Below are 19724 nucleotides of genomic sequence, written 5' to 3' on the forward strand. Positions count from 1 at the left end.
GTTCTCGCATCGTTCAGACCCTCAACGGGGACCCGGCCGCCTCACCACTCGGCGGCGCGCACAGACGTGGTGCTCCTTACTCGTCGCACCGTGCGCCCCAGAGGGTACGCCTCGGCCCTTCACTCGCTGCGGCCTTGCTGGACGACCTGTTTGAGCATCCTGCAGGGCAAACATAGGCCAAGCTCTCGTCCTAAATCTCAGCCTCACCCGTTGCAGACAGGATCCTGATGGCGCAATACGACATGCTGGTGATTGGGACCGGGCCGGCCGGCCAGAAGGCGGCGGTCCAGGCCGCCAAGCTGGGCAAAAAAGTCGGCATCATCGAACGCAAAGAGGTCCTCGGCGGCGTCTGCACGAACACCGGCACCATCCCCAGCAAATCCCTCCGCGAAGCAGTCCTCTATCTCTCGGGGTTCCGCCAGCGCACCCTCTACGGAGCCGGCTATCGCCTGAAAGAGACGATCACGATCGAAGATCTCGCCTTTCGCGCGAACCACGTCATCAAGAACGAAATCGAGATCGTGCGGAACCAGATGGCCCGCAACCATATTGATCTCATCTACGGAGAGGCCCGCTTCCTCGATCCCCATCGGCTCCTCATTCAACAAGCAGGCACGTCGACGGAACATCGGGCGCATGTCATCGTCATCGCAGTGGGAACAGAGCCAGCCAGGCCGCAGGCCATTCCCTTCGATGACCACACGATCATCGATACCGACGGTCTCCTCACGCTCACACACCTTCCAACCTCGATGGTCATTGTCGGAGGCGGCGTGATCGGGACGGAGTATGCCTCGATCTTAGCGGCGCTCGGCGTGCCGGTCACCCTGATCGACAAGAGGCCGCGCTTGCTGGAATTTGTCGACGCGCAGATCATCGAGGCCTTGCAGCGGCAGATGACGAACCTCGGCGTCACACTCTGTCACGAAGAAGAAGTGGTCTCCATCCGGAAAGACTCGGATGGACAGATCACGGTCTCCCTGACGCACAGGCCGCCGCTCACCGCAGCGACGCTGATGTATGCCATCGGTCGCATCGGCGCCACGAAGTCCTTGAACCTGGATGCCGTCGGCATAACGCCTGATGCGCGAGGCCGTATTACCGTCAACGAGCATTTCCAAACATCCGTCTCCCACATCTACGCTGCAGGCGACGTCATCGGCTTTCCCGCCCTGGCCTCCACCTCCATGCAGCAAGGACGCCATGCCGCCTGCCATGCCTTCGGGCACCCCGATCACACCGACACAGACCTCCTGCCCTACGGCATCTATGCCATTCCTGAAATCTCCATGGTGGGACAGAACGAGGACGATCTGGTCAGGGCAGGGACTCCCTACGCGGCCGGCATTGCGCATTATCGCGAAATTGCACGGGGACAGCTCATCGGCGATGACACCGGCATGCTGAAGCTGCTCTTTCACCGCGAGACCCATGCGCTCCTGGGCGTCCATGCCATCGGAGAAGGAGCCACAGAGCTCATTCACATCGGCCAGGCCGTCATGGCCTACCGCGGCAAGATCGATTACTTCATCGACACGGTCTTCAACTACCCGACCCTGGCGGAATGTTATAAAGTCGCCGCGCTGGACGGCATCAATCGATTGCCGAGACCCTGGCCGCCGCACGGGTGAAACTCGTGAAGCGTGAAACGCAGATGGCATTAACTTCCTCTCTATTTCTTTCTCGCGAGATACGAGATACGCTTCACGAACAACGTCCTGTATAGAAAGAGGCCACGATGTCATTCTCCGACCATCTGCGCATGCTGGCTCAACCGATCTGGGACGCACAGCTCACCCATCCATTCGTCGTCGCCTTGGGCAAGGGGACCTTGCCCGAGCGCACATTCAAGTACTACATCCTGCAAGACGCCAGGTTTCTCGGCGACCTGGCCCGCGTGTTTTCTGCCGGAGCGATGAGAGCGCCGGATTCAGAAACGGCGCTGCGGCTCACGAAGCTCGCAGAAGAAACCATCGTCGTCGAACGGAGCCTCCACGAAGGATATGGGTCGCGCTGGAAAATGACCGCAAAGGACATGTCGTCCGTGCCTCTGGCACCGACGAACTATGCCTACACCAGGCACATGCTGACCGTTGCACATACAGGCTCGGTAGCGGAAATCACCGTCGTCGCCCTTCCCTGCGCCTGGATCTACTGCGCCGTCGGACAGCATTTATTGAAGAACGGACCTCCGTCTAAAAATCATCCCTATCGCGACTGGCTCATGCTCTACGCCTCGCCGGAGTTTGCAGAAGTGCAGCAATGGATGCGCAAAAAAGTGGACCAGTGGGCCAAGACCGCAGGGAAGGAAGAAAAACGGCGCATGGAAGAAGCGTTCGTCATCAGCTCGCGGTATGAGTGGATGTTCTGGGAGATGGCGTGGAACGAGGAGAAGTGGCCGGTGTAAGAGGCGGGCGGGCCAGAGTTGGGCGGCTCTCTTCGCTTGAACGATATAAAGCACGCCGTTTTAGCATTGACGAGTATTACCGCATTATCTCTGCTGTAAAGCCACAAATCGAAACCCTTACGAATATGCGGTGGGACATCCCTACTCCCCCGGACTTCTCAAAATTGATGGCGCAGCGCATACCTTTCCTCATCGGCGGGTTGCCCGGCTATGAGTATATGGTCCACCTCCGTCATCATGGATTCCCCTCTCCACTACTCGACTGGACCCGCTCGCCCTATGTAGCGGCTTTCTTCGCATTTGATGGTGCTAAAGATCACACTAAAACAGTCTCGATTTTTGCGTACCAGGAATATGCGGGAATGGGAAAGAGTGGTTCTAGTGGAGAATCTGCCATATCGAGCTTAGGCCCGTATATCAGAAGTCATCGGCGACATTATCTTCAACAGAGTGAATACACAGTCTGTACTGTCAAGAAAGAAGACGTCGGTTACTACGAATGTCACGAATCGGCATTCGGGGGAAGTGTTACTGTTCAGGACCTGCTTTGGAAGTTCAACCTACCAGCCAGTGAGAGAGCAAAAGTCCTCAGGGCACTTGACGCCCACAACCTCAACGCATTTTCTCTGTTTGGCTCTACAGAAAGCCTCATGAAAACATTAGCTCTTAGAGAGATCGATTTTTCGACCGAAGAATGACAACAAATTTCCCTGCAAGGGCACGATGACCAATCGTCACATCTGGCTAAATCTTGGCGGGCAAGGGCTATTAGTTGGACTGCTAAGGCTTATCTATTGGCTGAATACCGGTGCGCGGGCGGTGCCTGGGTTGATTGATGATTTGCAGAGCGGGGATCTGCAGGCGCAGATGTTGGCGGCGAAGGGGTTGAAGCGGATCGGCTCGAACGCGCGGTCGACAATGCTGGGTTCGTGAGGAGGATGCTAAAAAGCCCGCTAGACAGGCCCTGCCTGCTGAGTATAATGTGCGCTAACGTTGACGTGATTCCCGATCTCACAGGATGACTTTCCCGGTATGAATCGCCTCCTCCTTACGATCCTCCTGGCCATCTCCACCTGCTGGACGGTTCCTGCTCACGCAGCCTCGCCGTACGAGGACAGTCTGAGACTGCTGGCGGAGGGAGTGATCGCCGATGTCGCAAAGGCGAAGAGGGGACGCCTGGCGGTGATGGACTTTACGGATGCAAAAGGCATCGTCACACCGATCGGACAGTTTGTCGCAGAGGAACTGAGCACGCAGATCTTAGTCACCGGCGAGTTCAAAGTCGTCGACCGCGCCCTCATGATTTCGACGTTGAAAAAGTTCCATGTCACGAAGCTCGAACCGGCTCAGGCGAAAGCCGTGACGCGAGCGGCCAAAGCGGTACGGGCCGATGTATTTCTCACTGGGTCCTATCTCGAATCGGCTGGAGAGGTCCGGGTCACCGTGAAGCTACTCAACCCCAGCACCGTCCAATCACTAGGCGCCACACGCGGCACCCTTCCCAAAGCCGGCCCGCTAGGGGATCTGATCAAGGAAGTGAACAAACCGCCGGTCGTCATCGTCGATCCGTCCGCCAAGGCGCCTCCACCCCCCGGTCTCGGCTTCCACCGTAATGAGCAGTATCAGCTGGTCGTGACCGCGCTGCACCAGCGGGACAATCGGGTCACCGCCGATCTGACCGTCGAGAATACCTCGTCGCGTGACCTGAAAGTCCTCTGTCTGCTGCAAAACACCCTGCTGGAAGACAACCATGGCGCGCTATGGAAATTGGATGCGCAAGACAATCGTGAAGGACTCTGTGCACGTGGGCTCGAACTCTCGCCACGCGAAAAAGACCGAGCCGTACTGACCTTCTCGGCTCCGGCCAGCGCACAGGCAAGCCACTTTACTTTGCGTTATCACGAGAGAATGCCACGCCAGGATGCCCGGTTCTCCATTGAAGGCCTCACAGCCGAACCGGCTGGAGCCTCTCCAGCAGTCACAGATACGCCAACACCACCTTCCACCAATTGAAATTCACATGAACACATCACTCATCAAACAGGTTTTAACGATTGCCGGATCCGATTCGGGCGGTGGTGCAGGCATCCAAGCCGACATCAAAGCCATGTCGGCCAACGGGGTCTATGCCATGTCGGTCATTACGGCGATCACGGCACAAAATACGGAAGAGGTCACCGAGGTCTTCGAATTACCGACCTCCATCGTCGCGGCGCAAATCGATGCGGTGTTCGACGACTTCGACGTCGCGGCGGTCAAGACCGGGATGTTGTCCTCGATGGCCATCGTCGAAGTCGTCGCCAAGCTCCTGAAACCTCAAAATGTCACGAATCTCGTGGTGGATCCGGTCATGATTTCGAAGACGGGCAAGACACTGCTGAAGCCCGAGGCCATCGAGGCCGTGAAGACGCAACTCTTCCCTTTGGCACTGCTCGTCACACCGAATATCCACGAGGCCCAGCAACTGTCCGGCATCGAGATCAAAACCCTCGCGGACGCTCGCCGCGCCGCCAAAGTGATTCATGCATTCGGCTGCAAGTATGTGCTGATCAAGGGTGGTCACTTGCTGGCAGAACGAGGCACCGACCTGCTCTATGACGGCCGATTCTTCAATGTGTTCAAGGGGGAGTTCATCGACACCCCCCACACGCATGGCACAGGCTGCACGCTCGCCTCGGCCATCGCGGCCCATCTCGCACGGGGTAAATCCATGAACGACGCCGTTCAGACGGCCAAGGCCTACCTCACCGAGGCCATTCGCCATAGTCTGGCGATCGGCCACGGAGCGGGACCGACGAATCACTTCTATTTTCTTCAATCCTAGGAGACTGACGCATGGGTCGTTTGACCGCCCGCCCACTAACGTTTCTGATCACTGGGTTCGGCTGGCTCCTCCTGTCTTCCCTGCTGGGATTAGCCATCCTCATTGGATTGATCCATGGCACGCCGCTGCCCTCATGGTTACGGCTGGTCCATGTGCATGCCATCCTCATCGGCGGCATCCTGCAACTCATGATCGGGGGACTCTGTGCGTCCCCGTCACACAGCTCCCAGGGCGACGGAGCTCCCTCGAAATCTCATCTAGGGCTGTTCGTCATCCTCAATGCCGCCACGGTCGGTTTGCTCGTGGGATTCGGTCTCGGAGACATGAGGATCGTCGGCGCAGCTGGAGTGGTGATACTGGGAGCAGTCGCCTCTCTCGCCCCGGCAGCCTGGCAATATTCTCGACAAAGCCCGGCTCAACCAGCCAATCCCTCGTGGCTCTATCGATTCTCACTCATCGCCTTGCTCGGAGGATTAGCCATCGGCATCGCGATGGCCTTCCGAATCATGCCGGAGCTCTATGCCCATGCGCGACTCCTTCACCTCCATCTGATTCTGATGGGTTTCGTGACGTTAGCCATGATCGGTGCCACGCAGCGCCTCCTGCCGATCATCTTGCACACCGAACTCTATAGTCCCAGGCTCGCTCGGCTTGTATCGATATTGCTTCCTGCAGGCTTCGCCATCCTCATCGGGGGATTCATCACCTCCTCCCTCAGACTGGAACTCGCGATCGGAGGACTGCTCGTCCTCAGCATCGGCCTCTACGCCTATAATCTCCTTCGTACATGGACCCGCTCAGGCCGGCCAGGGAACGCCGCTTCCGATCATCTCCTGGTCGCCACGTTCTTCCTGGTCCTCATGATGATTATGGGCGTCCTCGTCGGGGCCAACTTCCTTCCGCAACTCCCCGTATTGCCGTTTGGATCGTTGCACCTCGCAGCCTATACTCACATGGCCTTGATCGGATTTATCCTGCAGACGGTCGTTGGAGTCTTGTCCTTTGGCATTCCTGAACTACTGGCGACCAGCCGAGTCGCAAGCCGGAAAAAACAGGGCCCCTATCGAGAGCAACTCGCAGCTATCATGGACCGGTGGCGAGCCGTTCAGCTGGCAGGATTGAGCTTGGGAACCATGAGCTTCGGCGTACTCGCAGCGATGACCTGGAACTTCCCGCTCAATTCACTCCCCATGCAGATCGCCACCTGGGTCACTGTCGGCCTGCTCCTGAGCAGCCTGGCCCTCTTTACCGCCAAACTCGCCTGGGCCTTCGGGGTTCGTCCTCCCGAATAATAATTGCCTCTCCCCCCACTTTGATCGAGAGACTATCCAATGGAAGAAACCCTAACCTTTCATGATCGCCATGGTCACGGCATTTCCGCGATCTTGAGCAGGCCGGACAGACCAACGACAGGTCTCGCGGTGCTCTGCCACGGGTTTCTCTCCGGCAAGAACAGCACAACCAATAAAACCTTGACCCGCCTCCTCAATGAGCAGAGCCTGGCGACCTTCCGATTCGATTTTTTCGGCCAAGGAGAGAGCGACGGACCGTTCGAAGACATCACCACCACGCTGGCGATCGCACAAACTGAAGCCGCACTGAATCTGGTAGCCGCCAAGGGATACGACCGAATCGGGCTCGTCGGCTCAAGCTTCGGAGGGCTCGTAGCCATTCTGACGACAGCCCGGCGGCAGGGAATCACCTGCGTAGCCCTGAAATGTCCAGTGGTGGACTTTGCGGAAGAGCTTCGCTTAACATTCGGGCCTGAAGAATTGGCTCGCTGGCAAGCCACGGACACGATTCCGAACATCATGGGCGGACCGAACCGGGTCCGTTTGCGATATGGCTTTTACGAAGACTGCCTCGGACAGATTGCTTATGGGCCGGCTGAACGAATCACGGCACCGACGCTGATTGTGCAGGGCGACCATGATGAATGTGTCCCCCTCCATCAAAGCCAACGATTGCACGAGGCGCTGGGAGGTCCGAAGCGGCTCGATCTCCTGCCGGGCGCCGATCACCAGTTCACGCGAGGGGCAGATTTTCTCCAGATGACCACCTCGATTAGCGAGTGGCTCGTTAGGCATCTCATGACTGAGGACAAGATCGTTTAGTCTGACTAGAGTCGTGCGCAACATATCGCACTGCTCCATCACAAAGGATCCTCCCACAGGATGCTCAAAAAGGCCGTCCAGCAAGGCCGCAGCCGATGAACGCACCGGAGGCGTACCCTCAGGGGTACGTTGAGGATGCGTTCAAGCCGAGAACGCAGCTGGCGGGATTTTTCAGCATCCTGTTAGGTCATACATGATTACCGAAGGCACCCAACAGGTCTTGACGGTTCTCTATCCCCTCTACAAAGAGGAGGTCTACCGGCGACGCGAACAGATGATGCGACTCACGGCCTTCGGTTCACTGGGCCTGATTGCCATGCTGTTTGCGCTCCTCCTGAGCCCACAGAAGGATTGGCTCACAGGCTTCGATACGCTGGTCATGGGCGTTGCCAGTCTCATCTGGTGCGGGCTGTTCTGCGCGTTGATCCTCCAGCAACAGTCCCGACATCGACTGGCCAAACAAGTCCTGATTCAGCTCGAACAAGCGTTGGGGTTTTACGAAGACGGCCTCTTTGTCGAGAACCATTCTCTCTATCCTGAAGGATGGAAGACCGCCTGGCTTGGTGATCGGACCGCGACACTCTACTTTGCGTCGCTCTGGTCATTGACGGGATTGTTCCTTCTCTCGCTGCTCTTCTCCTCATAACGGTCGGTCACAGCCCTCACAACATTCAGACCTCCAACGCTGCGCCCTTTCTTGCCGTCTCTAGGAAGTTTCTTCCAGCCTCTGCCTCTTCTCTCTACAGACATACGGATACATCGCCATCGCAAACTGACAATTTCCTCGCCAATTGAACGCTTTTCACGAAAAATGCGGATGTATTCCCCTGCATGTACGGGGCATACGCTTTGCGTAGCTATCACCATCTGTTCCAACACCGTTTTGACTGTAAGGGAAGGTACCGTGACACCGGTCCTCACATCGTACCCTGTCAAATATATCTTTCTCACTACCACCCTGTTCGCAGGCCTCACTGCCTCGACGGTGATCGCTGCTGAACAAGGTAGGGAAGGCCCTCATAGCCTGATTCACCGGCCACAGGCAGAGCGCCCTGCTCTACTCGTGCCGACCCAAGAGACCAGGGTCAGACCTCTCAACGATCAACCTCCTCGCCTCACACCCCAAACCAAACTGCCCAAGACCCCAGCACCGCTAACAAGCGCACCAGTGAAACATCATCGAAAACTCGCCACACGCCCGGCTAATGTATCGACCACTATTCCAGCCGGAGAAACATCGATCGCCGCAGCCGGGAAAGTGACACGAACGACGGTCGATTCCACCAAGGCTACTGCGCCTCCGGCAACGGCGCCAATAACACAATCGACGGCAAGCCTCTTCGCAGGAGCCACCTCGACTGCTGCCGCGACAGCAAGCCCGAGATCTTCCACACCCTCTCCCTTCGCCAACGCGGCAACCGCCAGCCCTGTAGCCTCGACTGGAGGCGGTTCCGCTCCTTCGCCCGGTGGTTCGAGATCGGCAGTGAATTTGCTCAGGACTTCCGCAATTGCGAGCTTGCTCCAAGCTCCTACGCCTGTGGTCGTCGCACCTCCGTCACCCCCGCCACCTTCGACACCTCCCTCAACGCCTCCTCCCGGCCCATCGACTGGAAGCGTGACACTCTCATGGGCGGCAAATGGGGAACCAGACCTGGCAGGTTATAAAGTCTACGTCGGCACGGCATCCGGCAGATACGATTTCCCTGGTTCGCCTTTCATGACAGGGCTCGTCACGAGCTACACGATATCCAATCTTCCAAAGCCCCAAACCTACTTCTTCGCCTTGTCCGCCTCCGACAATGCCGGGAACGAGAGTTCACTCTCGGCGGAAATCAGCAACAGCCTCTATTAGCGACCGCTGAAAATCGCTGCCAACTGCGTTCTCGGCTCCCCAAAATCCTCAACGTACCGCAAGGGTACGCTTCCGCGTTTTAGTTCGCCTGCGGCCTTGCTGGACAGCGATTTTGAGCGGTCGCAATATTCCAACTCATAGAATCTTCGGCAAGCTGCTACGGTCTCGTCGGATGACCGTTTTGAGCAGCCTATTTTCAGTGGAGATGCGAAGGAGCGTACTCTCTGCAGGATGCTCAAATAGACGATCCAACTAGGCCGCAGGGAGTCCGGCGACTGAGTCGCACGTTTCTCTCCCGCCCACCCCGAGGTGCCGAGACCACTCTTTCACCGGTGGGTACGTCGCAAGGAGACGGACGACCGAGAACGACGTTGGAAGACGGTTTGAGCCACCGCTGAGATGAAGATAGTTGTGGCGTTCATTTGGCTATAGAAATCTCGGCAGGATGATCAAAACGGTCATCCAGCGAGGCCGCAGCCGACGAACGCACCGGAGGCGTACCCTCAGGGGTACGTTGAGGATGCGTTCAAGGCGAGAACGAAGCTGGGGACCGTTTTCATCAGCCTGTTAGGATTTGGCGCAGCGGAAGCCCGTATAACTATTGCGTGTCTCAGGCGCGAGCTTGAACCGTCCATATGTCAGAAGATACTTCGGTGCGTCGGACCAGGATCCGCCGCGGAGCACTTTAAATTGACCTGACTCAGGTCCTTGCGGGTTTTGTTCCGGAGAGTTCTCGTAGTAGTTCACACCGTACCAATCCTCGACCCATTCCCCGGCGTTCCCGGCCAGTTGGTAGAGCCCGTATGGACTCTTACCCTGGTCATAGGACTGCACGGGCATCAAGACCTGGCTATAGCTGAACCGCGCACCCAATGCGTAATTCGCCAGTTCCTTGTTCGGCACCTGATTACCCCAGGGGTACAATCGTCCATCCGTTCCTCTGGCCGACTTTTCCCATTCCGCTTCGGTCGGTAGCCGCTTCCTCTTCCACCGGCAATAGACATCCGCATCAGACCAGTCCACGCCGATCACCGGCCGATCGCCATGCTGCGACAGATCGACCATATTCCATTGCCACGGTGCAGGTCGATTCGTCTCAGAAAGAAAAACTGCGTACTGCGCCGCCGTCACTTCGTGAACGTCGATGAAGAACCTGGATAATACAACGTGATGCTTGGGACGCTCATCTTCAAGCGCCTGCATCCCGTCGACACCCATCGTAAACGGCCCTTCGGAAACCTCGACCATCGGAGTTTCGGCAGGGGGCTGCAGCTCCAAAGCCTTCGATCTTCTCAGCCGATCAAGTTGAGCCTGTGCATTCATATCAAGCGTGAAAAAGAGAAGGATGGTCAAAACGGTCATCCAGCAAGGCCGCAGCCGGCGGCCACACCGCAGGCGTACCCTCAGGGGTACGTTGAGGATGTGGCCGAGGCGAGAACGAAGTTGGGGACTGTTTTCACCATCCTGAGGATTAATGGATAAGCCCTCCCACGACCCAATGCCGATCATCCGGTACATCGATGATCAAGCGCGTCAAATTCATTTGCGCCAATTGTGCGCTGATTTCATCTTCGGTGAACGCCGCCAGCAACGAGTTGTAGAAATCTCTCCTGAGAATGTCCGGAGCCCCTGAGGCATACCGGTCGACGATCGCCTGCGCCTCTCCCGGCGATTCAGGCCGCAAGAGGTCCATCACGAGCACAGGCGAACCAGGCTTCACAGCCACACGTATTTTGTGCCAGAACTGCAGCGGGTTCGGCACATGGTGTAACAGGCTATTGGACATGGCGGCATCGGCCATATTGGCCCCGGCAAGGTCCTGAAATCGTTCACAGCGGAAGGTGATACGATCGGACAGCCCCGCTTGCCGCACCCTGTCCTCGGCCAACCGTATCATCGGGGAAGACGCGTCGACCGCAGTAATCCGACAGCCTGGTACTGCGCGGGCCAAACGAATGGGAATATCGCCAGGGCCACAACCCAGGTCGAGCACATGGCCCCCGGAGAACTCTGGAAAGTATTCACGGAATAGATCGACGAAGCCCTGGTTCTCCTGCGAAAAGTCCGCCGCCGCATAGGCCTGGACCTGCGCGTCGTCCTCCATCAGTTCCGGTTCGAGTGTTCGATTCATCGCCCCCCCCTGTCGCAAAAGCTTATGGCTATTCACGCTTCTTCACAATCGCTCAGCAATAGCCCCTACTCCCTTGCTTGACCATGCTCCAACCGCTTGCTATAAAGACCCGCGCAGGATCTTCCTGCATATTCGTGCCAACACCGAAAGGGGAATCTCGTGAATAAATCTGAGCTCATTGAAGCCATTGCCAAACATGCCGACCTGTCAAAGGCCTCAGCAGGCAGAGCGCTGGAAGGAGCCTTGTCTGCGATCAAAGGCAGCCTCAAGAAAAAGCAAAGCGTGTCCCTGGTCGGATTTGGCACCTTCAAAGTCAGCAACCGCGCCGCTCGCACCGGACGTAATCCTCGCACCGGCAAAGCGTTGAAGATTAAAGCAGCCAAAGTTCCGAAGTTCAAACCAGGCAAAGCGCTGAAAGATTTCGTCAACTAAACTAGCACTTGCCCTATCCCTCTCTGAAGCACCGGGCGTTCCTGCATGGGCAACAAGCGCCCCGGCAATTGAAGTGCGGGCTAAGGTCTGGGACCATCAAACCAGACCTTAGCCTATGCCTTCATCACCGTCACTGCATCGCCCGATCTCACAAGCCCTTCACGCAGCACCTTGGCATAGACCCGGCTCCAGCCTGGATGCTTTTTCTGGGAGATGCGCTGATAGTCCCCGTCCTGAAACCATGGCGCGTTGTGACTGCAGGGAACCGTGTAGCTCATCACTTCCAGCTGAACAGCCGGGCCAACGGCCAATCGCACACCTGGCTGAATGATCTCCCATTCCACTCCCGCAAGCGTCAGGTTTTCCCCCGACGACCCCGCGTGAATCGGGTGACCTTCGCCCTGAAGCCTCTCAAGCAATTCGAGCGAGTAGAGACAGACGGCCCGATCAGGCCCACCATGCACTTTTAGATTTCGTTGCCGATCGCCCTCTACACCCCGCTCCATCACCGTCGCTTCACGAATCGGCTTCTTCGGGACACCGCCGTCAGAGACGTTGATCTGATGCACATGAGGATAGGACGGTCGTCCTGGTGCGGTCATCGGCTAGCTCCTTCGCAGGATTCCCCCATCAATAATTCCAATGCCACCCAGCCCTCTTGCTCTCGCCGCTGGGAGAACAGCGCGCCAACCTTGGAAAAGGCTTCGAGAATCTCCTGCTCTTGATCGAACAGAATGCCGGACAGCAAGAGCCGCGCACCATGAGTCGCGTATTCCGCCAGTTCATCGCACAGCAGCAAAAGCGTCTGACGGTCGAGGTTCGCCAGCACGAGATGAGGCCGAGATGATCCGGCGACATCGCTGAGCGTCCCACAGACTAACTGCAGCTCACTTCCAAACCCGTTCTCTCTTGCATAGTCTCGTGCGCAGTCCACCGCAACAGCATCGCATTCGACTCCAAGGGCCGAGGTCGCCCCCAGCCTCAGTGCGACCATCGCCAGAATCCCGCTGCCTGACCCCACATCCAGCACGGACTCGCCGCCGTGCACGACATCCTCCAGCCATTCGAGTAACATCCGCGTCGTCGCATGGTGTCCGGTCCCAAACGCCTGCTTGGGGTCGAGCACAATCTCAATATCTTGTGGCTGCAGCACCGCCTGCTCCCAGCTCGGCCGGATGACGATCCGCCGACCGATCCTGATCGGCCTAACCGACTGAGCCCATTGCCGATTCCAATCCTGATTCGGTATCGATTGCACCAGCACTTCGGCATCGGCCCCACCGAACTGTTGCAAGACCGCTCGAAGCGCCGCCACATGATCGGCACTCCACCGGTCGCTCGGCCAATAGAGATGCATCGTAGGACCATCCTGCCAGGCCCCCTGTACGAAGGGATCTGACAGCGCGCCCAGGAGTTCTCCCGCGTCGATGTCGGCGTGAATCGTAACGTCTATCCAATCCTGTGCCATTGAATCCTATCCCGTTATTGACGGAGCCTGGCCCATCCAGTAAGGTCGAAGCGACCATGCAACAGAATCAGCACCACGCACAAGCGCCAGTACGAGAGCAGACGTTGCAGCGGCTGCTTCGACGAACCGATCGGTTGCTCCAGACAGGACTCCGAACCAGTGCCACCTTTACCCGCTGGCGTGTCGTCCTGTTCGTCACGGCGCTGCTCTGCACGATTACGCTCTACAGACTCGGTTGGTACCAGGCCGGCAATGGTTCGCTTGCCGGTTTTCTCATCCTGTTTCTGATCGTCGCGAGCTATCATACCAGGCTGGAACAGCGGATTCATCGGCTCCGGGAATGGCAACAGATCAAGCAGACGCATGCCGCTCGCCTCCGCCTCGATTGGGACAGAATCCCTGCACAGACCTTCGCCGGGCCGGCCCATCATCTCTACGCGAACGATCTCGATCTCGTCGGCCCCCATTCGTTGTTTCAATTGCTCGACACCACCGTCTCCTCGCACGGCCGCGAGCGATTGGCTGCATGGCTCCTCTCACAGCCGCCTGGCGCTGACGCCTGGGTGCAACGCCAAGCCTTGGTCCGCGAGCTCACGGCACGGCCATTGTTTCGAGACCGATTGGCGCTTGAAGCCCGCTTGCTCGGTGAGCAGGAGATCGACGGCCATCGCCTGGCTGCCGTACTGCAACATCGCCTGGACATTCCCCGACTGCACCTCATCCTGCCGATCCAGGCCCTCCTCGCCGCGACCACCGCAGGGCTCGGACTCGCTGCGCTGCTGAATCTGCTGCCAGGATACTGGATGTTCTCCTTCGGCCTCTACGCGCTCGTCTATTTTTTCACGGACCAGGGAGAGGAATTGCTCGAACATGCGGTCGGCCTCCACCATGAAGTCGAGAAACTCGGAACGGTATTCGGGCACATCGACCGTCATGCGAGACGCTCTCGCTCCGTCCTCTCGCGCACTTGGGCCCCGCTCACGAACAACGCCACGTCCCCTCTTCGTCTGATCCGACAGGCCGCACAGGTCCTCCATGGCATCAGCATCAAAGCCCATCCGGTCGTCCACCTTGCCGTGAATGCCCTCTGCCCCTGGGACCTCTGGTTCGCCAGAAGGTTGGGCCAGATCCAGGATCAGATCCGCGATCATCTCCCTCTGTGGCTGGATCGACTGGCGGAAATTGAAGCGGCTTCGGCATTGGCCACTTTCGCCTACCTGCACCCCGGCTACATCTGGCCCTCATCGCTTCAAACCGACGGCCAACAGAATGGGGCAGCCCCGCGCTGTTCCGCTCGCAATCTCGGTCATCCGCTGATTCCCCATGCGATGCGCGTGGCCAACGACTTCTCCCTTCAGGGCCTCGGACAGGTGCTGCTCGTGACCGGATCCAACATGTCTGGGAAAAGTACCTTCCTCCGGACTGTGGGAATCAATATCTGCCTCGCACAAGCTGGCGCACCGGTCTGCGCCAGTCATTTCGAGTGGACCTGGGTGCGCGTGGTCTGCTGTATCCGGGTAGACGACTCGCTCGACGAGGGGCTGTCATTTTTCTATGCGGAAGTGAAACGGCTGAAGACCCTGCTCGACGCGACGATGGATCGATCCCACGCCCCGGTGCTCTTCTTGATCGACGAAATTTTCAAGGGCACCAACAACCGCGAGCGATTGATCGGGAGCCGCTCCTTCATCACCGGCCTCTCGCAAGGCCATGGGTTCGGCATGGTCACGACCCACGACCTCGAATTGACCGATCTCGACAAGACAGTGCCGGGATTACGCAACGCCCACTTTCAGGAAACGGTGGAAGCCGGCGCACTCCAATTCGACTACCAGCTCCGTTCAGGCCCCTGCCCCACCACCAACGCCTTGCGGATCATGGAATTGGAAGGGTTGCCGGTCCCTCGCCAGACGGACGCTCATCACTCTTAGCAGGCTGTTAAGCAAGGCCGCATCAACAGCTTGCTAGTTTTCTTTGACCTTTGTTCTTGGTTCCTCCATATTTACAGCATCATCCACGAGACATGTGCTCACGCACCGCATGACCCAGGACGAGAAGCATCCCCTCCGCGGCCTCCTCATCGCGCAATTCTGCGGCGCGTTCAACGACAACGCCTGGAAACTGATGGTCGCCTTGCTGGCGATCAGGCAGGCAACCGCACAAATGGCTCCCGGCCCCGAGCTGGAGACTGCGGCACAGACACAAACGGCGCTCACCTTCATCATCTTCACCTTGCCCCTCGTGCTGCTGTCATTGGTCGGCGGCACCTTGGCCGATCGTCTGAGCAAACGCACCGTCATCATCGCGATCAAGATCGTCGAGGTCTTCCTCATGAGCGCGGGCACCGCTGCGCTCTGGCTAAACCCTACGGGCGGCATCTTGCCCCTGATCGTCTTGTGCGGAATGGGCGTGCACAGTGCGCTCTTCAGCCCGTCGAAATACGGCGTCCTCCCCGAATTGATTCCGCATGAACGGCTCGCGGCCGGCAACGGCCTCCTGGAGATGTGGACCTTTGCCGCCATCTTGATGGGCACGGCAGCCGGAGGGTTTCTCTTGCAAGCAGCCGGCGATCGACTCTGGCTCGCGCCACTCGCCTTGGCCGCCCTGTCGCTCGTCGGCCTGGTCGCAGCCTTTGCCATTCCCCACGTCTCCCCTGCACGTGCAACCGGCGGCGTCGGCTCGACGATCCGCGGCGCCTGGGCCGCGATCCAATCGGAGCGGATGCTGCGTCTGGCCATCCCTGGGGAAATCTTCTTCTGGACGATCGCAAGCCTCTTCGCCCAGAACGTGCTCGTCTATGCCAAAGCCGTCCTCCATCTCTCCGATGCCCTCTCGGGACTCCCGCTCACGGTCTTGTCCGTCGGTATCGGGCTCGGCGCCATGCTGGTCGGTCGGCTCTCTCAAAACCGGGTGGAGTACGGGCTGATTCCCTTGGGAGCGACGGGGGTGTTTCTCGCACTCGCGCTGCTTGGACTATTGACGCCGTTACTGCTCGACACATTTCTGGTGATGGGACTCCTCGGAGTCTCCAGCGCCTTCGTCTTTGTGCCGCTGAACGCCATTCTTCAATGGAAATCGCCACCCGATCGGCGCGGCGCCGTCATCTCGTTCTCCAACACCTGCGTCTTCACCGGTATTCTGCTGGGCTCCCTCGCCGGCGGCTCCCTGGCCAATGCGGGACTCTCGACGAGCAGTATTTTTCTCGCCACCGCCTGCTTCACCATCGGAGGCACGGCCTGGGCCCTCTGGCTTTTGCCCGATGCGTTTCTGCGGCTGGTGCTCGTGATCTTCACGAATACCTTCTATCGCCTCCGCCTCGTCGGCCAGGACCATGTTCCCCAATCGGGAGGGGCATTGCTCGTCCCGAACCATATGTCGTTCGTTGATGGATTCTTGCTCATGGCCGCCGTCGATCGGCCCATCCGGTTCGTTGTGGATGCCGCCTATGCGACACACCCGATCTTGAAACGACTGATGACCGCCATGAACGTCATCCCGATCTCGTCGGCAGGCGGCCCCCGCGTGATCCTCCAAGCATTGCGTAGCGCGGGGCAGGCGCTCGACGACGGCGAAATCGTCTGCATCTTTCCCGAAGGCCAGATCACCAGGACCGGAACACTCTTGCCGTTCCGACGGGGCTTCGAACGCATCGTCAAGGGACGAACCGTCCCTGTCATTCCGGTCCACCTCGACCGGATCTGGGGCAGCATCTTCAGTTTCACGAACGGACGGTTCGTCGGCAAATGGCCGGAGCGAGTCCCCTATCCCGTCACCGTGTCGTTCGGAGCGCCGCAACCCTCCTCGACCCCGGCCTATGAACTCCGCCGCCTCGTCCGTGAGCTGGGGGAAACTGCCTGGCATCTGCGCAAAGCCGATCAGGAAACCCTGCATCGTCCTATCGTGAGAGCCTGGCGGCGGCATCCCTTTACCTTTGCCCTGGCCGATAGTTCACGCCCGCACGTGTCCGCACTGCAGGCGTTGATCGGCACCATCGTACTCGCCAGAATACTCAGACCCCATTGGGAAGGACAGCAGCATGTCGGCTTACTCCTGCCACCCAGCGTCGCCGGTGCCTTGATCAATATCGCCGCCGCACTGTCAGGCAAGACCAGCGTCAACCTGAACTACACGGTTGGAAAGGCCGGCCTGGAATCGGCCATCGCACAGGCCTCGATCAAGACGGTGCTCACCAGCCGCCAATTTATCGAGAAAGCGAAGCTCGACATCCCGCAGGGCACCACCATCCTCTGGCTCGAAGACCTCGCCAAAACAATCAGCGGCGGCAAGAAATTCGTCGCGATGCTGTTGGCCCTGTTCGCCCCAATACGAGTGGTAGAACGGGCCTGCGGCCAGATGCGTAAGACCAGCATGGATGACCTCGCCACCATCATCTTCAGCAGCGGCAGCACAGGCGAACCGAAGGGCGTGATGCTCTCCCACTTCAGCATCAATTCCAACGTCGAAGGAGCCTCCCAGGTCATCCATATCAGCAACACCGATCGCGCCCTCGGCATCCTCCCCTTCTTCCATTCCTTCGGCTACATGCTCCTGTGGTTCTACTTGCGACATAACACCGGGGTCGTCTTTCATCCCTCGCCGCTCGACGTAGGCGCGATCGGAGAACTCTGCAGCCGGTATCGCATCTCGCTCCTGGTCGCCACGCCGACCTTTCTCCAGCTCTATCAGCGGCGCTGCACGCCGGAACAATTCAGCACCCTGCGCGTGATCATCACGGGAGCCGAAAAGCTGCCGATGCGGCTGATGCAGTCGTTCCAGGAACGTTTCGGCGTGACCCCCGTCGAGGGTTATGGGGTCACCGAATGTGCGCCTGTCATTGCGGCAAACTGCCCGGACTTCCGCGCCTCGGGATTCTTTCAAGTGGCCTCGCGGCGAGGAACCGTGGGGCAGCCGCTGCCCGGCGTGTCCGTACGCATCGTCGACCCCGACAGCTATGAGATCCTTGCGCCAGGCAACCCCGGCATGTTGCTCGTGAAGGGCCCCAACTTGATGAACGGCTATCTGGGCCGGAAAGATCTCACCGACAAAGCCATGAAGGATGGCTGGTACATCACCGGTGATATCGCCACCCTGGATGAAGACGGCTTCCTCTCGATCACCGACCGGCTCTCGCGCTTCTCGAAGATCGGCGGGGAAATGGTCCCGCATGGCCGCGTCGAAGAAGCCCTGCAGCAGGCGGCAGGCGGCGACATGCAAGTCTTCGCCGTCACCGGCATTCCCGATGAGAAGAAAGGTGAACAGCTTGCCGTCCTCCACACCCTCGATGAAGCGCAGATTCCCGGCATCGTGGCCAAGCTCGCAGCAAACGGCCTCCCGAACTTGTTTATTCCATCACGCGCAAACTTCATCAAAGTCGAGGCACTACCAGTATTGGGCACTGGCAAGATGGACCTGCGCGGTCTCAAGCGTATCGCGATGGAACGGCTATCGGGAGACGTGAAACGTCTTTCGTGAGTCGTATCTCGCGAGATACGAAGTAGTATGACAATGCCACCTGCCACAAAATCGCTGATCGACTGTCATGTCCATCTGGCTGCGTTGCCCGATGGCGACAACGGCTGCTACATCTCGCCCAAGATGTTGAAGAGTCCGCTGTTTCGGTTCTTGTTCTGGAAACACGGACTTTCTGTCGATCGCCCTCGCGAGGCCAATCAGAAATATCTCGACGACCTCCTGGTCGAACTCCGCGCCTCCCGCCATGTGCAGAAAGCCGTACTCCTCGGCATGGACGGCGTCTACGATCACAACGGATTGCTCAGCCGAGAACACACGGATTTCCTCATCAGCAACGACTATGTGCTGAAGACGGCGCAGGCCCACCCGCATGAATTACTCGCAGGGGTCTCGATCAATCCCCAGCGGCGCGACGCCATCGATGAAGTCCATCGCTGCGCCGATGCCGGCGCGGTCCTGGTAAAAGTGCTGCCGAACGCGAAACAATTCGACCCGGCCAATCCGAAGTACAAACCCTTCTACCGGGCACTAGCCGAACGGAATTTGCCGTTCCTCAGTCACGTCGGCTACGAGTTCAGCTTGATCGGCAAGGATCAATCGGTCGGCGACCCGGAGCGGCTTCGCATGCCGCTCGACGAAGGCGCCACCGTTATCGCCGCCCATGCCTGCAGCTACGGCCTGATCCTCTATGAAAAGTTTCTGCCCACGTTGCGGGACCTCGTGCAGCGCTACCCGAACTTCTATTCGGACATCTCTGCTCTCACATTGCCCAACCGGTTCCGAATGCTCCTGCATCTTCGCAAGTATCCTGAGGTGCATGAACGCCTGCTCTTCGGCACCGACTATCCCCTGTCCGTGTTCCACGTCGCCGCCTGGGGTCGCGTCGCCTTCGGGACGCTGCGTAAGATGATGCAGACCAAAAACCGCTTCGACCGGCAAGTCGAGGTCTGCAATGGGCTGAAATTAGGCTTCCGCTCGCTGGGAGACCTGCTTCCCCATACAGCGGCGAAAACGACCAGCTAGC

General features: G+C 58.6%; 19 protein-coding genes. 14 read left to right on the top strand and 5 right to left on the bottom strand.

Annotation, left to right across the window (positions count from 1 at the left end; genetic code table 11):
* Positions 1-227 precede the first annotated feature (227 nt).
* The 9 genes from sthA (at position 228) to Q7U76_09105 (ending at position 7991) form a co-directional block, all read left to right on the top strand.
* On the top strand, positions 228-1631 hold the full coding sequence (sthA, locus tag Q7U76_09065; GenBank protein MDO8356524.1) for a Si-specific NAD(P)(+) transhydrogenase: 1404 nt from the start codon (positions 228-230) through the stop codon (positions 1629-1631).
* A gap of 107 nt (positions 1632-1738) precedes the next feature.
* The gene (tenA, locus tag Q7U76_09070) at positions 1739-2407 is read left to right on the top strand and encodes a thiaminase II (GenBank protein ID MDO8356525.1); all 669 of its coding nucleotides are present in this window, start codon (positions 1739-1741) and stop codon (positions 2405-2407) included.
* Positions 2380-3105 (top strand): FRG domain-containing protein, encoded by a 726-nt coding sequence (locus Q7U76_09075; GenBank protein ID MDO8356526.1) that lies wholly within the window; start codon positions 2380-2382, stop codon positions 3103-3105. The genes tenA and Q7U76_09075 overlap by 28 nt, the downstream gene beginning before the upstream one ends.
* A 25-nt stretch (positions 3106-3130) precedes the next feature.
* A complete protein-coding gene (locus Q7U76_09080; protein MDO8356527.1) occupies positions 3131-3340 on the top strand; it encodes a hypothetical protein in 210 nt (69 codons plus the stop codon).
* 99 nt (positions 3341-3439) lie between these two features.
* Positions 3440-4420 (top strand): FlgO family outer membrane protein, encoded by a 981-nt coding sequence (locus Q7U76_09085; protein ID MDO8356528.1) that lies wholly within the window; start codon positions 3440-3442, stop codon positions 4418-4420.
* Between the two features lie 22 nt (positions 4421-4442).
* Positions 4443-5231 (top strand): bifunctional hydroxymethylpyrimidine kinase/phosphomethylpyrimidine kinase, encoded by a 789-nt coding sequence (thiD, locus tag Q7U76_09090; GenBank protein ID MDO8356529.1) that lies wholly within the window; start codon positions 4443-4445, stop codon positions 5229-5231.
* Between the two features lie 11 nt (positions 5232-5242).
* On the top strand, positions 5243-6523 hold the full coding sequence (locus Q7U76_09095; protein MDO8356530.1) for a hypothetical protein: 1281 nt from the start codon (positions 5243-5245) through the stop codon (positions 6521-6523).
* A 39-nt stretch (positions 6524-6562) separates the two neighbouring features.
* A complete protein-coding gene (locus Q7U76_09100; GenBank protein ID MDO8356531.1) occupies positions 6563-7345 on the top strand; it encodes an alpha/beta fold hydrolase in 783 nt (260 codons plus the stop codon).
* 193 nt (positions 7346-7538) lie between these two features.
* The gene (locus Q7U76_09105; GenBank protein MDO8356532.1) at positions 7539-7991 is read left to right on the top strand and encodes a hypothetical protein; all 453 of its coding nucleotides are present in this window, start codon (positions 7539-7541) and stop codon (positions 7989-7991) included.
* A 530-nt stretch (positions 7992-8521) separates the two neighbouring features.
* On the opposite strand, the gene Q7U76_09110 is transcribed toward Q7U76_09105, so the two are convergent.
* A complete protein-coding gene (locus Q7U76_09110) occupies positions 8522-8737 on the bottom strand; it encodes a hypothetical protein (protein ID MDO8356533.1) in 216 nt (71 codons plus the stop codon).
* 223 nt (positions 8738-8960) lie between these two features.
* Here Q7U76_09110 and Q7U76_09115 point away from each other — a divergent pair, with 223 nt between their 5' ends.
* Positions 8961-9197 (top strand): hypothetical protein, encoded by a 237-nt coding sequence (locus tag Q7U76_09115; protein MDO8356534.1) that lies wholly within the window; start codon positions 8961-8963, stop codon positions 9195-9197.
* A 567-nt stretch (positions 9198-9764) separates the two neighbouring features.
* On the opposite strand, the gene Q7U76_09120 is transcribed toward Q7U76_09115, so the two are convergent.
* Together Q7U76_09120 and Q7U76_09125 are read right to left on the bottom strand one after the other, a co-directional pair.
* The gene (locus Q7U76_09120; GenBank protein MDO8356535.1) at positions 9765-10550 is read right to left on the bottom strand and encodes an SUMF1/EgtB/PvdO family nonheme iron enzyme; all 786 of its coding nucleotides are present in this window, start codon (positions 10548-10550) and stop codon (positions 9765-9767) included.
* Between the two features lie 118 nt (positions 10551-10668).
* Positions 10669-11328, bottom strand: coding sequence for a class I SAM-dependent methyltransferase (locus tag Q7U76_09125; GenBank protein ID MDO8356536.1), 660 nt, complete (start codon positions 11326-11328; stop codon positions 10669-10671).
* A gap of 159 nt (positions 11329-11487) precedes the next feature.
* On the opposite strand from Q7U76_09125, the gene Q7U76_09130 reads away from it, so the two are divergent.
* Positions 11488-11760, top strand: coding sequence for an HU family DNA-binding protein (locus Q7U76_09130; protein ID MDO8356537.1), 273 nt, complete (start codon positions 11488-11490; stop codon positions 11758-11760).
* Between the two features lie 113 nt (positions 11761-11873).
* Here the strand turns inward: Q7U76_09130 and Q7U76_09135 are convergent, their stop codons facing one another.
* Together Q7U76_09135 and Q7U76_09140 are read right to left on the bottom strand one after the other, a co-directional pair.
* Positions 11874-12362 (bottom strand): MOSC domain-containing protein, encoded by a 489-nt coding sequence (locus tag Q7U76_09135; protein ID MDO8356538.1) that lies wholly within the window; start codon positions 12360-12362, stop codon positions 11874-11876.
* Positions 12359-13228: a 50S ribosomal protein L11 methyltransferase gene (locus tag Q7U76_09140; protein ID MDO8356539.1), complete on the bottom strand. Its 870-nt coding sequence runs from the start codon at positions 13226-13228 to the stop codon at positions 12359-12361. Before Q7U76_09140 ends, Q7U76_09135 begins: the two co-directional genes overlap by 4 nt.
* Here Q7U76_09140 and Q7U76_09145 point away from each other — a divergent pair.
* From Q7U76_09145 to Q7U76_09155, 3 genes are all read left to right on the top strand, one after another.
* Positions 13228-15159: a MutS family DNA mismatch repair protein gene (locus Q7U76_09145; protein ID MDO8356540.1), complete on the top strand. Its 1932-nt coding sequence runs from the start codon at positions 13228-13230 to the stop codon at positions 15157-15159. The two genes, Q7U76_09140 and Q7U76_09145, sit on opposite strands and share 1 nt — an antisense overlap.
* A gap of 109 nt (positions 15160-15268) precedes the next feature.
* Positions 15269-18700, top strand: coding sequence for an acyl-[ACP]--phospholipid O-acyltransferase (locus Q7U76_09150; protein MDO8356541.1), 3432 nt, complete (start codon positions 15269-15271; stop codon positions 18698-18700).
* 27 nt (positions 18701-18727) lie between these two features.
* Entirely contained in the window at positions 18728-19723 is a 996-nt protein-coding gene (locus tag Q7U76_09155; GenBank protein ID MDO8356542.1) for an amidohydrolase family protein, read from the top strand.
* Position 19724 lies beyond the last annotated feature (1 nt).

It is taken from the genome of Nitrospirota bacterium (assembly GCA_030645475.1).
GTDB lineage: Bacteria > Nitrospirota > Nitrospiria > Nitrospirales > Nitrospiraceae > Palsa-1315.

What these genes read in the sequence shown, in the direction of transcription:
- sthA (MDO8356524.1), top strand. Translation starts at nt 228, where the DNA reads ATGGCGCAATACGACATGCTGGTGATTGGGACCGGGCCGGCCGGCCAG.
- tenA (MDO8356525.1), top strand. Translation starts at nt 1,739, where the DNA reads ATGTCATTCTCCGACCATCTGCGCATGCTGGCTCAACCGATCTGGGAC.
- Q7U76_09080 (MDO8356527.1), top strand. Translation starts at nt 3,131, where the DNA reads ATGACCAATCGTCACATCTGGCTAAATCTTGGCGGGCAAGGGCTATTA.
- Q7U76_09085 (MDO8356528.1), top strand. Translation starts at nt 3,440, where the DNA reads ATGAATCGCCTCCTCCTTACGATCCTCCTGGCCATCTCCACCTGCTGG.
- Q7U76_09095 (MDO8356530.1), top strand. Translation starts at nt 5,243, where the DNA reads ATGGGTCGTTTGACCGCCCGCCCACTAACGTTTCTGATCACTGGGTTC.
- Q7U76_09100 (MDO8356531.1), top strand. Translation starts at nt 6,563, where the DNA reads ATGGAAGAAACCCTAACCTTTCATGATCGCCATGGTCACGGCATTTCC.
- Q7U76_09105 (MDO8356532.1), top strand. Translation starts at nt 7,539, where the DNA reads ATGATTACCGAAGGCACCCAACAGGTCTTGACGGTTCTCTATCCCCTC.
- Q7U76_09125 (MDO8356536.1), bottom strand. Translation starts at nt 11,328, where the DNA reads ATGAATCGAACACTCGAACCGGAACTGATGGAGGACGACGCGCAGGTC.
- Q7U76_09135 (MDO8356538.1), bottom strand. Translation starts at nt 12,362, where the DNA reads ATGACCGCACCAGGACGACCGTCCTATCCTCATGTGCATCAGATCAAC.
- Q7U76_09140 (MDO8356539.1), bottom strand. Translation starts at nt 13,228, where the DNA reads ATGGCACAGGATTGGATAGACGTTACGATTCACGCCGACATCGACGCG.
- Q7U76_09150 (MDO8356541.1), top strand. Translation starts at nt 15,269, where the DNA reads ATGACCCAGGACGAGAAGCATCCCCTCCGCGGCCTCCTCATCGCGCAA.
- Q7U76_09155 (MDO8356542.1), top strand. Translation starts at nt 18,728, where the DNA reads ATGACAATGCCACCTGCCACAAAATCGCTGATCGACTGTCATGTCCAT.